The 15063-nt window shown below is 35.6% G+C and carries 14 protein-coding genes, 2 tRNA genes and 2 other annotated features; of the genes, 3 read left to right on the top strand and 13 right to left on the bottom strand.

Features of this window, described 5'->3' with window-relative positions; all coding sequences use genetic code 11:
• Position 1: 1 nt before the first annotated feature.
• From A5866_RS15460 to A5866_RS15430, 7 genes are all read right to left on the bottom strand, one after another.
• On the bottom strand, positions 2–1537 hold the full coding sequence (locus A5866_RS15460) for an ABC-F family ATP-binding cassette domain-containing protein (protein WP_086280477.1): 1536 nt from the start codon (positions 1535–1537) through the stop codon (positions 2–4).
• Between the two features lie 584 nt (positions 1538–2121).
• The gene (locus tag A5866_RS15455) at positions 2122–3321 is read right to left on the bottom strand and encodes an amidohydrolase (protein ID WP_086280474.1); all 1200 of its coding nucleotides are present in this window, start codon (positions 3319–3321) and stop codon (positions 2122–2124) included.
• A gap of 15 nt (positions 3322–3336) precedes the next feature.
• A complete protein-coding gene (locus A5866_RS15450; protein ID WP_086280471.1) occupies positions 3337–4170 on the bottom strand; it encodes a MetQ/NlpA family ABC transporter substrate-binding protein in 834 nt (277 codons plus the stop codon).
• Positions 4171–4201: 31 nt separating this feature from the next.
• Entirely contained in the window at positions 4202–4882 is a 681-nt protein-coding gene (locus A5866_RS15445; protein WP_086280468.1) for a methionine ABC transporter permease, read from the bottom strand.
• A 27-nt stretch (positions 4883–4909) separates the two neighbouring features.
• Positions 4910–5980 (bottom strand): methionine ABC transporter ATP-binding protein, encoded by a 1071-nt coding sequence (locus tag A5866_RS15440; protein ID WP_086280465.1) that lies wholly within the window; start codon positions 5978–5980, stop codon positions 4910–4912.
• Entirely contained in the window at positions 5977–6825 is an 849-nt protein-coding gene (locus A5866_RS15435) for a MetQ/NlpA family ABC transporter substrate-binding protein (protein WP_086444899.1), read from the bottom strand. The genes A5866_RS15440 and A5866_RS15435 overlap by 4 nt, the downstream gene beginning before the upstream one ends.
• A 68-nt stretch (positions 6826–6893) precedes the next feature.
• Positions 6894–7145: a binding site (T-box leader), on the bottom strand.
• 89 nt (positions 7146–7234) lie between these two features.
• Positions 7235–7470: a binding site (T-box leader), on the bottom strand.
• A gap of 67 nt (positions 7471–7537) precedes the next feature.
• Positions 7538–7798 carry a zinc-ribbon domain-containing protein gene (locus A5866_RS15430; protein ID WP_086280457.1) on the bottom strand — a complete coding sequence of 87 codons (261 nt, stop codon included), beginning with the start codon at positions 7796–7798 and terminating at the stop codon, positions 7538–7540.
• Between the two features lie 193 nt (positions 7799–7991).
• On the opposite strand from A5866_RS15430, the gene A5866_RS15425 reads away from it, so the two are divergent.
• Positions 7992–8064 (top strand) — tRNA-Thr (locus A5866_RS15425).
• A gap of 90 nt (positions 8065–8154) precedes the next feature.
• On the top strand, positions 8155–8649 hold the full coding sequence (locus tag A5866_RS15420; protein WP_086280455.1) for a GNAT family N-acetyltransferase: 495 nt from the start codon (positions 8155–8157) through the stop codon (positions 8647–8649).
• Between the two features lie 192 nt (positions 8650–8841).
• Here A5866_RS15420 and rpoN read toward each other — a convergent pair whose 3' ends face one another.
• Positions 8842–10167 (bottom strand): RNA polymerase factor sigma-54, encoded by a 1326-nt coding sequence (rpoN, locus tag A5866_RS15415; RefSeq protein ID WP_086444900.1) that lies wholly within the window; start codon positions 10165–10167, stop codon positions 8842–8844.
• A gap of 59 nt (positions 10168–10226) precedes the next feature.
• Here rpoN and A5866_RS15410 point away from each other — a divergent pair.
• Positions 10227–10298: transfer RNA gene (locus tag A5866_RS15410), tRNA-Arg, on the top strand.
• A gap of 568 nt (positions 10299–10866) precedes the next feature.
• On the opposite strand, the gene A5866_RS15405 is transcribed toward A5866_RS15410, so the two are convergent.
• From A5866_RS15405 to A5866_RS15385, 5 genes are all read right to left on the bottom strand, one after another.
• Positions 10867–11844, bottom strand: coding sequence for a hypothetical protein (locus A5866_RS15405; protein WP_339099690.1), 978 nt, complete (start codon positions 11842–11844; stop codon positions 10867–10869).
• 128 nt (positions 11845–11972) lie between these two features.
• Positions 11973–12263 (bottom strand): hypothetical protein, encoded by a 291-nt coding sequence (locus tag A5866_RS15400; protein WP_086444902.1) that lies wholly within the window; start codon positions 12261–12263, stop codon positions 11973–11975.
• A 169-nt stretch (positions 12264–12432) separates the two neighbouring features.
• A complete protein-coding gene (locus A5866_RS15395) occupies positions 12433–13104 on the bottom strand; it encodes an ABC transporter ATP-binding protein (protein ID WP_086280442.1) in 672 nt (223 codons plus the stop codon).
• Positions 13105–13108: 4 nt separating this feature from the next.
• Positions 13109–14200, bottom strand: coding sequence for an ABC transporter permease (locus A5866_RS15390; RefSeq protein WP_086444903.1), 1092 nt, complete (start codon positions 14198–14200; stop codon positions 13109–13111).
• Positions 14201–14341: 141 nt separating this feature from the next.
• Positions 14342–14923, bottom strand: a complete 582-nt coding sequence (locus A5866_RS15385) for a TetR/AcrR family transcriptional regulator (RefSeq protein ID WP_086280436.1) — start codon at positions 14921–14923, stop codon at positions 14342–14344.
• Positions 14924–15063: the final 140 nt, after the last annotated feature.

The following is a 15063-nucleotide window of genomic DNA, read 5'->3' as shown; positions in this document are numbered from 1 at the left end:
ATTAAATCATTTCCTCAATATCGATCACACGATCTGTAATATCTGTATAAAATTCCTCCTCATGAGAAACAATCACGATCGTACCTTGAAATTGCTGGATCGCTTGACGTAAGCTTTCTTTGGCAACCGCATCAATGTGATTTGTTGGTTCATCCAAGAAAATAAGGTTACTTGAATCCATGGTTAGCTCACAGAGTTTTACTTTTGTCTGCTCTCCCCCACTTAATAAACGTAAATGCTGATTCACCAGCTTATCTGGTAAACCACATTTAGCTAGGTAAGTCCTAATTTCTTTGACTGTTTTTTTAGGGGAACAATCACTTAAATAAGTAAGTGGCGTCAAGTAATCATTTTCCCACGTCAAATCTTGGGAAAAATAAGCAATTTTAGTATTGGCTGGATATTGATATTCACCATTAATTGGGTTGATCTTGCCTGTTAATGTTTTAATTAATGTTGATTTTCCAATACCGTTAAACCCTTTGATTGCTACTTTTTCACCACTATGAACAGACAGATTGATTGGTGCTAGTAATGGCTTCGTGTACCCAATGACTAATTCATCTGTAATCAAAGCCAAGCTTGCCACGATCGGTTGATACGGAAATTGGATTTGTGGTTTCATCAAGCTGCCTGGAGGAGCCATTCGCTCCACTCGATCCAATTGTTTCTGGCGACTTTTCGCCATGGTAGCACGATTTCCAGCTTTGTATTTACGAATATACGCTTCGGCTTTTTCAATTTTTGCTTGTTGCGCATGATATTGTTTTAAGTAACTTTCTTTGTTTTGTTCCTTTTGTGCAAAAGATTTTTCAACATTTCCTGTATATCTTGTCAATTTACCAAATTCAATATCGCAAATACAATTTGTGACAGCATTTAAAAAATGGTAATCATGAGAAACCAAAATAAACGTGCCATTAAAATTGTTCAAGTAATTGATGAGCCATTGAATATGCATATCATCCAAATAGTTTGTTGGTTCATCCAATAATAAAACATCCGGCTCTTCTAAAAGAAGTTTTGCTAGAATGACCTTTGATCTTTGCCCTCCACTTAGTTCATTCATTGGTCGATCTAAGCCAATTGCTTCTATTCCTAGACCATTAGCCAAATCATTGATGATCGTATCAATTTGATAAAAATCACTTTCGTCTAACTGTGTTTGTAAATTTCCTGCTCGTTCTAGTAATTTATCTTCACCGGTCTTACTATATTTTGCATATAATTCATTGATTTTATTTTCGATTTCATATAGTGGCGTGTATGCTTGGTGTAAAAACGCATTGATCGTACTATTTCCGATTACTTCCACATACTGGTCCAAATAACCGATTTTGGTTTTGTTTTGCCACGTAATACTACCATCATCAGCTAAAATTTCACCTGTTAAAATTTTGACTAAGGTTGATTTTCCTACGCCATTTTGTCCAGTTAGACCCATGTGGTCCCCTTTATTGACACGAAGTGATGCATCTTCATACAGAATTTTTTCACCAAAACGTTGGGTTAGGTGTTCGATTGTTAATAAACTCATGTTTACGTCCTCTTTTCCATTCTCGCAAAGGTGTTTTTCACTGTCTTTGCTTCTAGTTTATTGTAAATTGCAGTAATCATTTGTTTTTCTTCAAAAATTAACATTGCTTTACACAACGTTCTCGCACGTTGATTTGAAAGGTCTTTGTTTATTCAGACAAAAAAACAAGCGATCAAATAGGTCCACCTACTTATCCCTTGTTAGTATCAACAAAGGACAACGTACGAAACACGTTGTCCTTTGATCAGCGCTATAAAAATCATGATCATCGTCAAAAGTAAAACTAAATAAGACTACATCTTAGCCACAAAAAATTTAGTATACATTTAGACGATGAAGCGTTCATTCTATTAGGCTCCACAACAATGCTTCATCACATTCATATGTTGGGAGCTGCTTCTTTTCACAAATTTATCTGAAAGAAAAAACATTCTTAATCACCTTTCTTTACAAAAATAGTTTACCATAATTGCTTTGAAAAGCAAGAATATTACTAAGTAAGTTCTTTTCTTTCAAGTAAAAATAAAAAAGCATACAGCTTGAAGTTCGCTATTAAACTTCAAGCCGTATGCTTTTATTCATGATTAATCAATCGAATTTAAATACGTCAATGCATAGCGAACATGAAATTCTGTTGCCAAAGCCAAGCCTGTTTCATCAATATCAAACTTTTCATGATGATGGCCATATTGCGTTGCTGGATTCTCTAAATTTCGTGTACCAACACGTCCATAAACACCGGGTGCTTTAAGTAAAAAGTCAGCAAAATCATCTGCGCCTAGACTCTTGGTATGATCTGTCACAACGTTTTCTTTGCCAACAATTTCAGCAGCGACTGCCTGTGCTAGTTCAGTTGCTGTATCATCATTGATCAAAGGACCTGCTGCATCATGAATATGGAATGAGGCAATTTTTGTGCGATGTGCTTCAGCAATTTGATTGGCGATTTCTTCGACACGCTGTAAGACAAAGGCCCGCGTTTCATGGCTGAATGCTCGCACCGTTCCTTCAATTCTCGCATGATTCGCAACAATATTATATCTCGTTCCAGCATCCAGTACACCAATTCCGACTACAACTGGATCTAATGGGCTAACTTCTCTTGCAGCGATTTTCTGTAACTCGACAACAATACTTGCAGCGGCCAAAACAGCATCTCGTCCCACATTTGGCTGCGCTACATGACTGCTGAGTCCTTCCACTTCAATTTTAAAAATATCACAAGAAGCATTTGTGGCACCTTTCGTTGCTACCAATTTCCCGACAGGAACGCTTGAATCTAAGTGGATCCCAAAAACCTGATCGATGTTCTCGACAAAGCCGCCATCGACAAACTGACAAGCCCCAGCTCCGATTTCCTCGGCAGGTTGAAAGGCTAATTGGATTGTACCAGCAAAATCTGCTTCATGGCTTTTCAACACTTTAGCTGCTCCCAATAACGCTGCAGCATGTCCGTCATGACCACAAGCATGATTTAATCCGGGATTTTTAGATTGATAGGCTTTGCCTGTGGCATCTTCTAATTCTAACGCATCAATATCCGCTCTTAAAATGATTGTCTTACCAGAACCTTTTTCTCCTTTTATCGTAGCCAATACACCAGTTTCACCGACTGCTTCAAAAGGAATAGTCAGCTTGTTTAGCTCTTCTTTGATTCGTTTGATTGTTTCAAATTCTTTCAAACTAGCTTCTGGATATTGATGAAAGTGACGTCTAAGTGCGATCACTTCATCAGCATTTTGTTGAATTTCTTCTTGAATCGATTGTTTTGTCACTGTCGTCATTGATTCGTCCTCCTCTTATTTTCTACCAAATGTTTCCCAAGCTGGGATACTTGATCCTTTTGATGTTTCTTCGATCACTTTTTTCGTTTCTTCTTGTTGATACGTGTCAACTACTTTATTGTACGTTTTATTGTCTTTGTCCGCTTCACGAGCAACAATGATATTGACATACGGTTTTGATGTTTCATCCACAGGCTCTAAGAAAATCGCATCTTTCGTTGGGACAAACCCAGCATCGACAGCCATTCCGCTATTGATCACAGAAGCATCAATATCTTGCAACGCTCTAGCTGTTTGAGAAGCATCTAATTCTGTGATTTTTAAGTTTAATTTGTTTTCAGTGACATCACTTACTGTCGGAGTTTGTTTCTTAGCAGGATCTACTTTGATCAACCCAGCACTTTGTAATAGCAATAATGCCCGTCCACCATTTGTAGCATCATTTGGAATTGCGATTTCAGCACCCGTTTTTAATTCTTTGACATCTTTAATTTTAGATGAATAAATCCCTAATGGTGCACTAACCGTATTTCCGATCGACACAAGATCTGTTTTGTGTTCTGCATTATAGTTATCCAAGAAAATTTGATGTTGGAACGAATTTAAGTCGATCTCTTTTTCGGCTAATGCCGCATTCGGTTGGGTATAATCAGAAAACTCTACAAGCTGTAAATCGATGCCTTCATCTTTTAGACGTTCTTTAACTGATTCTAAAACTTCATTGTTAGCACCCACTACGCCTAATTTAACCACTTCATTCTTGTCGCTTTTAGCACTTCCAGCAGAACATCCTGCTAATACAAACCCAATTGTTAACGCTAATCCGATAATTTTAATTGTCTTTTTCATTTAATTTTCCTCATTTCTCCTATTTGTTTTTTTAATGTGATGTTCTCTTGATCAATGTATTACTGATAAACTGACTAGCAAAAACGAACACTAAGATGATCAGTGTTGCAACGATCGTAACATCTGTCTGAAAACGATTATAGCCTCTGGTGATTGCTAAGTTACCTAAGCCACCTGCACCAATTGCACCAGCCATTGCGGTCAAACCAATCAAATTGATGATTGTAACGGATGACACTCGAATGATACTTGGTAATCCTTCAATTAAATACACTCTAAAAATAATTCCTAAAGGACTAGTTCCCATTGATTCTGCTGCTTCAACAACACCTGGATCAACTTCTAATAACGCATTTTCAATCTGACGTGCAAAAAATGGAATCACTCCTATCACCAGTGGCACTAAAGCCGCCGTTGTCCCAATCGTTGTTCCTGTTAAAAAACGAGTGATCGGCTGAATCAATGCCAGCATGATGATAAAAGGGATGGATCTACAAACATTGATGATTTTTTCTAAAATATTATAAAGCACACTGTTTTTTAAAATCCCCTCAGGCCCTGTTGCTACTAACACAACCCCAAGTAATGTGCCTAAAATTCCTGCGATAATGGCTGTCCAAAAGACCATATATAATGTTTCGATCGTGCTATCAATAAATTCCTGTTTTAGTAATAGGACATTTGGAAAATACTGTTGTAAAAATTCCTGCATATAAGTCACTCCTTCTACTTTCTCACTTTAGATAACATGTAATGGGATAACATTTTCTTTTGATTCACTTGTTTTCAAGATTTTGATTTTTACCCCTTGTTGTTGTAAAAAGTCTATTGCTTTTTCTCGTTGTGTTTCTTCTCCCGAAAGAATCACGATCAAATTGCCAATTGGCACTTGCTGCAAGATTTCTACATTACCGTACAAAATATTCGTCACAACATGGTATTTGCTATACAGCTGTGCAATCAATGGTTCACTCGTTTGTTCCCCTACATAAGAAATTTCTACCAACACTTCATTCCCACCCAAATCAGTCAAACTAGGATGTTGAATAATCGTCTCCAAGGCTTGGTCAATATGTGTCGCTGTTCGGATAAAGTCCTTCGTCAAGGCTTCTTTTGGTTGGCTGAAAATCGAAACAATATCATTTTGTTCAATCACTTGTCCATCTTCCATCACAGCTACTTTGTTACAAATTTCTTTTACGACTTGCATTTCATGCGTGATCAAAACAATTGTTAAGCCGAGTTCTTTATTTAATTTCTTTAATAACTCTAAAATCTGAATCGTCGTTTTTGGATCTAATGCACTCGTTGCTTCATCGCACAATAAAATTTCTGGATCATTTGCTAAAGCTCTAGCAATCGCTACGCGCTGCTTCTGTCCACCAGATAACTGGCTAGGGTAGGCATCTTTTTTCTCTGAAAGACCTACTAGATCAAGCAAACGCTCGATTTTTTCTTTTCGCTGTTCTTTGGATAAACCAGAATACTTTAGTGAAAAATCAACATTAGCAAAAATCGTTCGCTCCTTCATCAGATTAAAGTGCTGGAAAATCATCCCGATTTTTTTACGTTGTGCTCTTAGTTCTTTCGGTGAAAAGCCTAAAATATTTTGATTGTTGATAATGACTTCACCCGATGTTGGTCGCTGCAGTAAGTTGATTACCCGCACCAAGGTACTTTTGCCAGCTCCTGAATAACCGACAATTCCGAATACATCTTCTTTTTCAATGGTTAAGGTGACATTTCTTACTGCATCGATTTGCTGTTTTTTTTGATAAAAAGTGACATCTATATTTTTTAATTCGATCATTTTTGTTCCTCCTGTAGTTCTTTTGGAATAAACCAATAATTCCCTTGATTATGTTCGTTCAAATATTTTTTAAACGCATCGGAATGATACGCTTTTATCACCGCTTGGGCCCAGTCGCTTTTTGAATTTTTTTCATCAATTGTTGCAACTAATTCGTATTCTTTTAACACATCTTCTGAGAGTAAACTATCTTTAGGATCTAGCTTGGCACTATAAACAATACTTCCTGGTATTACAGCAAAATCTAAATCTGCTAAACTTCGAGGTATTTGAGCGGATGACATTTGAATCAGTTCCAGATTTTTTGGATTGCTCACAATATCTTCTTTAGTCGCTTTAACTGGATCAACACCTGCTTTTAATTCGATCCAGCCAGCTTTTTGCAGTAGGTTAAACGCTCGTGCTGTATTTGAAGCATCATCTGGAATCCCGATTTTGTCTCCTGTTTTTATATCATTTAATGTACGTTTCTTTCCTGGAAACAGCCCGGTCGGGACAGTAGGAATTGGTGTGATTCCCACTAAGTGTGTTCCTTTATTCTCGTTAAAATTGTTTAGATAAGCGGTGTGCTGATCTACATTTAAATCAATGGCCCCTTCTGTTAATGCTACGTCAGCTTGAATCAATTCTGTAAATTCAGTTTGTTCTATTTGATAGCCTTCCTTTTCTAGAATCGGTTTAACCGCTTCTAAGAATAATTCGCTATACGGACCAGGTGAGGTTCCAACTCGAACAATTGGTGCTGCTTTGTCTTGATCTGATGCTACCTTATCATTCTTACCACACGCTGCAATTCCAACAATCCCTGTTACGATCAACACTAGACTGATTAACTTTTTCTTCATCTTATCATCCCTCCATTATGGTTAGTTATAAAAAGAAAAAAGCATCCTCAAATGTATAAAACTATGCATTTGAGGACGCTTTTGCGTGCTACCACCTCTATTTGATATCCACTCACATAGATATCCTCATCAAGTACAGCGATCCGTGATCACTTATACTCTAGTACTATAACGGGTACATCCGTCGCTGTCTTATGAATGATTCACTCGAAGCGCTGCTCAATGGCCATTTTCTAGATGTCGTTTACCGCTTGTTTTCAGCTACCCAAGCTCTCTGTTAGATATCGTTTCATCTGTACTTTCCATCTCATTGCTTTATTTATTTGATTTAGTTGTTTGAAGGATCAATACTTCCTTCGTCAGTCTTGTATTATTCAACATACAAAAAGCCCTCTACCAGCTTATGCTAGTAAAGGGCGAATAATCGCGGTACCACCTTTTTTTTAAAAGTAATCCTCATTACTTTTCTTAGACCAAGTCTTATAACTTGTCGCTTTGATAACGGGAGCTTTCCCGAAGCTGCTTACTTATCAACAGCTTGTCCTCATGAGGCCATCTTCAATTCTTATGCGCTTATCTCTTTTCACCAACCGAGACTCTCTTGTGAAGCACGTCCAAATTTACTCTTCTCTTCAACGGACTGTTATTCATTTGTTGTTACGTTGTATTCTACTGGAAAATAAATTCCATGTCAAACCTTTTTTTAATTTTTTTATTCGGTGATTGTTTCAGCAGTACTAACTAGGTATTGCGTCAAAACATCCTTAGATAACTCTTTACCATATCCGCAAATTGGACATAGTAGATAATGACTAGATGATGTTGTAAAAAGCGGAATCCAAAATAACGTGAATTTTCGTCCGATTTGTTTTCCTTGCATAACCACTTCGTTGTTACAATGGCTACAGTCACATTGAATCACCGTATCCCCTAAATCTTGTTCAAATCCTTTACTACCCCAAACAATAAACATATTTATCATCTCCCCTTTGTTTCAGTTTAGCAAGAATTGTTGACTAGTGTCAATAAAATTTTTACTAATAAAGGATAAAATCAACTAATAGTTATATAACAATTTATGAAACGATGTCAATCACTCTCACAAACGGAAATCTATTGACAAACCTTACTTTCTACGGTAATCTGTTATCTGTATTACTATTATTGCCGCCTTAGCTCAGCTGGTAGAGCACCACCATGGTAAGGTGGGGGTCGACGGTTCGAATCCGTCAGGTGGCTCTTAAAAAACTATACCTTTAGCTAATAAGGGATATAGTTTTTTTTATTTAAATTGATCAGCTACACTTTGTAGAAAACAGGTGAAAATAAATGCCCACTCATAAAAAATTAAATGTTGAATTCTATCAAAAAAATGACCAGCAGCTTTACTCTATTCTGACTCAAGATATCCGTGTCATGCGTTATATTACTGAAAAAACAGAACCAGAAAATGAAGCGATTGAGAACTTCAAAAAAATCTTAGCATATAATGCCAGCCATCATGATCAAACAGGCTACTATAAAATCTTTGATCAAGCTACTTATATCGGCTTTGGTAAATTGTCTTGGGATGGAGGAAATAAAATCGAGATCGGTTACATGATTTTACCTGAACACTGGGGAAAAGGTTATGCGACAAAAATAATAACTCATTTGTTAAACTTAGTAAGACAATCAGAGCAGCTATCGCAAGCTACTATTTACGCTATAATCGACCCTAAAAATGGTGCATCAAAACACCTTTTAGAAAAAAATCACTTTGTCTCTGTCTGGCAAGGAATCGAAGAAGGATTACCTTCTGAACACTTAATCTGGCAGCCTTGATCCATGCAAAAAAAGTGGGTGTGGGACAAAAGTAAAAAACACTTTTGTTTCACACCCTAAATACGGATAAACGGCGGGAGCAGAAGCAATCCCTTCGGAAATAAGCCGAAATTCACAAAAATTTGGAAAGCAATTTTCATGAATTCCTTCTTATTTCTCGGGATTAAACGCTTCTGTCCTAGCCTCACTTTTTTAATCATCATATCGTTTTCGTTTAGACGAAGCAGGAATACCTAAAGCTTCTCGGTATTTGGTAACCGTTCGGCGAGAAATTTCGATTTCTTGCTCTTTTAATAAATCTACTAGTTTTTGATCAGAGAGTGGTTTAGCTTTGTTTTCATTATCTACTAAAGATTGTAGTTGTTTTTTGATACTGCTAGTTGATGTTTCTTCTCCTGTACTATCATTTGACAGACCATGTGAGAAAAAAGAACGAAGCTCAAAAACGCCGAACTCTGTTTCTAAATATTTACCATTCACTGTACGACTAACTGTAGACTCATGAATCTCTAAAACTTCTGCAATTTCCTTTAATGTCATCGGTTTCAATGGACGATCTTCTTTAAAAAAGAACTCTTGCTGACGTTGGACGATCTCTGTACCCACTCTTAAAATCGTATCTCCACGTTGAACAATCGTTTTTGACAACCATTCAAATTCATTTTTCTTTTCCTTAATATACTCTTGCACTTCTTTATCGTCTGTCGCTTCCATCCGTTCAAAGTACGCTTGCTGAAATTGAAGTGTTGGCGTACCCGTTTTATTAGAAAGAACCGTTAATTGATTTTCTTTGATTCTTACGGTCAAATCTGGACGAATATATAAGCCTGATGTCGATTCAAAAATACTGCCCGGTGCGGGTGTTAAAGTCTGAATGTAATCGAAAATCGTTTGGATTTCTGATAATGCAACATCAAATTTTTTGGCAATCAGTCCCCATTTTCGATTCGCCAAATGATCAAATTCTTCTTCAATGACAATATAGGCTAGCTCTGGTGCTGTATCATCTCGCTCAACTTGTAACAATAGACACTCACGCAAATCTCTGGCACCAACACCCGCTGGATCCAACTGTTGGATCAGGGTTAAAGCATCAAGCATTTCAATTGCCGTTGCGCCTGTTTTTAAACTCGCCTCATCTAAGTCGATCATCAAGTACCCATTTAAATCAATATATTCAACTAAAAACAATACTAGCGTTCGTAAATAAGTATCACGATAATTCAAATGGATCTGATCGATCAAATATTCAAAAAGCGAAGTATGGTTATCAGGAATCTGATTCAAATAATTGTTTTCTTCATTTGTGTATGTGCGACTGCCCACACTCGAAAAATCACTATAGTTTGTTTCTGCTTGAATATCGATCAATGGGTTTTCTAATGCTTTGGCCTCTATATATGCAAAAAGTTCCTCTGAATTGTATTGTAAAATCTGTATCGATTGCTGTAATTGTTGGGTCATTGCAAGTTTTTGGACTTGTTTTTGTTGTTGTGATAAATGTTGTTCAAATTTCATTTTTTTGGTCCTTCCCCTTGTAATTTATCAAATTATCAGCTAAACTAGTAAACGTGCTTGCGCCCTTAGTGTAGTGGATATCACGTAAGATTCCGGTTCTTGAGACGGGGGTTCGATTCCCTCAGGGCGCGTCATTTTACTTATTAATAAAGTGCTATATAAAGAATTATAGCATAATTTAAAATCAGATGTAGTCATAACTTATTTGATCATTAAGATATTTTCCACTCCAACATTACAATTTTTGTAATGTTTTTTTATTTAATTTAAGTTTTTTCACAATAAGAATGTATTTCCTAACAGTCAATATATTTTCTCATTTATCTATCGATTTACATTAAAACTTGATAAAAAAACATTGTTTTTTATGTTATTATAAGTTTTCGAAAATATTATAGTTAGGCAGTTGATAGTATTGAGTCAGCGTCACATGAGACTTTTGGTTCTTTCCATTTTTTTAGCGCTCACAGAATTTTTTCTCACTCGTTATTTTAACCAGCTCACAACGATTGATTATCCGCTTTTATTTTTAGTCATCACTTTTATTCAAGGAGGAATTTTTCTATATTACTTACTCTCATTCATTCTGCTATTATTTCTGACCCACAAATCTAAACCGTGACTATATATCTAATTTCTGCTAAAAAAGGAGAACGAACAAAACTGAAGATCCGCTTTGTTTCGCCTCCTTTTTCAACTTTATAAAACCATCGTCTCCAATTCAAAACGGATCTTGCTTTGGATTTTCTGAATTTTTTCGATTTCTGTGCGCTTTCCATCTATTTGAAATTTTTGAGCAATCGAATGATTATATGAAATAATATAACTAATTGCCCATAATTTGGGATTTTCGATAATGTCATCTGCCAAAGGATATAATAAGGCAAAATGCAATCTGATTTCTTCTAAGACATCTACGAGCAAAATAAGATCATCATTGATCAACTCTTTTTCTAAAAATAATAAAATCCTTTGATATGCAGCACAGTCCAACGGTCCGCCTATCGAGGCTGGAATAACGGTATATTTCTTATTATCTCTCCACAGAAATTCAATTTCTTCTTTAACATGGAGACTTACAAGTTCTTCAAGAATCCAAGACCGAACTAAATTATGTATTCGCTCATCCAATAAAATTTTTTTACCAATCGCAATAAATTCATCTTGAGGTAGTTGACCCGCTTTTTTGACTAACCCCAATTGTTCATAGTAGTTCTGTGTATTAAGATCTTCTAACTCTTCTTTTAATTCTTTGATTTTACTAACCTCAAACTGCCGATACATAAGCTCAACATGACGAATTTTTTTCTTCAAAGAAATCAATTTTCTCATTTCACCACTTTGTTCCATCAAAATTCGCTCATTGATAATGCTATGTGCTTGAATGAATAGGTGATTCTGAATTAAAATTTGAATATAGAGTTCTAGATAATCTAAGTAAGCAAAATATTTTTCTTTCATTTCTGATGCTAAAGATAATGCTTGCTCATTTTCACCTGTTTCTAAATACATATTTACCAATACCAAATTTAGTGGAAAGTCTTGCCGAATGGCATATGCCTGCTCATAATAGTATACTGCTTCGAGTAAATTATTTTCTTTGGCCGCTTCTTGTCCTAGCTCAATAAATCGTTCATAGTTCTTTGGAAATGGAATTTTATTTGTCAAAAGAAACACCACCTTCCTAATAATTATTTCTTATAACATAGTATTTATCTACATAAACCCTATTAACAAAAGAAATAGTGTGTATCGTTTAAAAAGGAAAAAATTTTCTTAACAAACCCTATTAAAACAACTGACTGTTAATATAAATTTCTGATGATGACAGCTGTTTCTGGTTGACCCTGAGCTTGCATTCGTTCTGCTTTTTCGCTCAAAGTATACCCAACATAAAAGTCTTTTGTCAGCTCATCTTGTACTTTAAATTCCATAATTTCTTCAACATGAAAAGCATTTGGTTCAACTTCTTGAACACTATCCCACCCAGTATCAATAAATACTTTGGTATCATCCTTAATTGCGCTATTTGCATCCAACTCTGCTACAAATTGCCTCAATTGCGAAAACGTCATTACCTCTACTCGATTATCCATTGTACTGCCTCACTTTCTTCTGTATAGTTTTATTTTTTAGCCAACTGCATGTATTTCCACCCATTTACTTTTCTCCTCTATTATCATAACCTAAAATCATATTTTATAACACTTTAAATTAAGAAGAAGGAAAATAAACTTTTTTTGTTTATTTCCCTTCTTCTTTTTTTTACTCTTTTATCAAGTTGCCATCTTCAATACGGTAAACACTATCGCTCCACTCAATCATTCTTGGATCGTGTGTGACCATGATCGTTGCTTTTTGCTTTTCATGTGCTTCTTTTGCTAAAATTTTTACCACTTCATATGCGTGTTCTGTGTCTAAGCTAGCAGTTGGTTCATCCGCTAAAATCAAACTCGGTTCGTTAAACAATGCTCGAGCAATTGCTACTCGTTGACGTTCACCGCCCGAAAGATCTCTTGGAAATTTATTGATCAAATCAGCAATATCCAAAGAAGCTAATAAGTCATTGATGCGCTGAGTCTCTGTTTTTTTCTTTTCGATTTTATCGACTAGTGTAAATTGATTTCCTACAGTTAAAAATGGAATCAAATTAGATGCCTGTAAAATAAAGCCAATTTCTTCAAAACGTAATCGTGAGCGTTTCTTCTCACTCAGATGAGTAAAATCTTTTCCGTTAATCACGATCTTGCCTGTTGTAGGTGACTGTAGTCCGCCTGCAATGGTTAAGAATGTACTTTTTCCAGAGCCAGAGGGACCAATAATACTGACAAATTCTCCAGCTTTAACACTTAAATTGATTCCTTTCAACGCTTCCACTTTTGCATGACCTTTTCCAAATGTTTTCCGAATATCATCCATTACTAAAATATCAGTCATTTTCTTAGCCTCCTATCGCTTTCATTGGATCGACATGTGTCACTGTCCGAATGGAGAAAACGCCGCCTAAGACCGCAACGATAATCAATACGATACTGTAAACGAGTAAGTTTGTACTATCCAATTCAAACGGTATAGCAGATGGTAAGACAAGGTTTGTCAATAACGTCAAGATGACACCGATCAAAACGCCAATCACACCTAAAATAAAGGTTTGAGCAATGATTGATTTAATAATATAACCATTTGAAATTCCTTGTGCTTTCATAACACCAAATAAACTCGTTTTTTGCAAGGTCATTACATAGATAAAGATACCAATAATCGCAGCGGTGATGACAAATAAGAAATAGATCATCGCATTGAGTGTCAGGTTCTGTTCGCTGTATCCAGGTAGTTTTTGAATAAATTCTTCAATACCGTATTTTACCAAATGATCATCAGTTGTTTCTAGTTTGATCTTATTTGTTGGCGTTTTACGAACAACGATGCCATTGATTGGTGCTTGAGCACCTTCGATGATTTTACTAAATTTAAGCTCTTGCCATTGATCAAGGGATGTATAAATTAACGGAACAATACTGAAACTATTTTGTTTCGTAATCCCAACCACCTTCAACTCTTTATCAAGTTTTCCGATTTTTACAGCATCGCCCAGTTTGATTCCTTTATCCACTAAATTTTGTGGAATAATAATTTCTCCAGCATTTTCAAAGTAACGCCCTTCAACCAATTTAGGTTTGATTGAACTATTCTCAGCTACGCCAAAAAGAGAAATATTGATTTTGTCGGCTTCTTTGTTTTTACCAACCTTGTTTAACGCTCCAGCATATTGTCCAAGCGGTTCTACATTTTGAGCCTTTACGTGTGTTAAATCATCCATTACTAAACTTGATGCGTTCAAGCTTTTGTTAGCATCGCCAGATAGAATAATACTTGTTGCCTCCCACTGATCTACGCCTTGACGAACCCCTTGGGCAAGTCCATTAGCTAACCCCGACAACATAAATGCAACATAAGCAACTAACACAATGACACCAACCACTAACGTATACCTAAGCTTAAAATACTTCATTTCTTCTAAACCTAAAAACATTGATTCCACCTCTTTTTTATCAATCGATAAAAAAACAGCTAAAAAAATAAACAGTTTTTTTATCACTTGATAAAAATTTTAACACGAAAAAAAGAATTAAACAACGTTTTTTATCATATGATAAAAAAACAATTTAATTCCTCAAGATAAAACACCATGTAATACCATATCCATTAACTCAGAAATTTGCGCTGAGCGCTCTTTTTCTGTAGAAAGCTGATGAATCGTTGAAAATAACAATGACAAACTCATCAGATAAAATTGAGCTGCCTTTTTTGAAGACACACTGCTGTTTAATGGCTCTTGACTCGATTCAAAAATAGTCTGTAATGGAACTAGATAATAATCATTCAATATATAAAATAGCTGCTGTTTATTTGCTTGTTCCATTTCTGCTGCACTTTGATGGATAAAAGAAAAAATATCTCTATGATAGACAGTTAACAGAGCATTGGTGCATTTAATCAATTGATTTTCGATGGTATCTTGTTCTTCATGAATCTGTTCGATTGCACTTTTTAACTGAATACCAATTTGTTTATTAATCTCAATAAATAGAATTTCTTTATTAGAAAAATGATAATACAATGCTGGTTGTGTAATATTTGCAGCTTTAGCAATATCACGAGTAGAAGTATTTTTGTATCCGTTCGTTAAAAAAAGATCCTTCGCAGTTTCTAAAATTGACTGATGTGTTACCTCAAATACTGATTCTTTTTTCATTACCGCTCCTCCGTTCTTCACTAGTTTAAATCAAAATCAGAAAAAAAGATAGTCTATAAATCTAACCTCAGCTATATTACAATGATTCGTCATTTTGAAATAAATGATCTTTTTTTGTAACCCAAGAAACAAATATTTAA

Source organism: Enterococcus sp. 12C11_DIV0727 (genome assembly GCF_002148425.2).
Classification (GTDB): Bacteria; Bacillota; Bacilli; order Lactobacillales; family Enterococcaceae; genus Enterococcus_L; species Enterococcus_L lemimoniae.
This window is presented reverse-complemented; position numbering and strand designations above follow the sequence as displayed.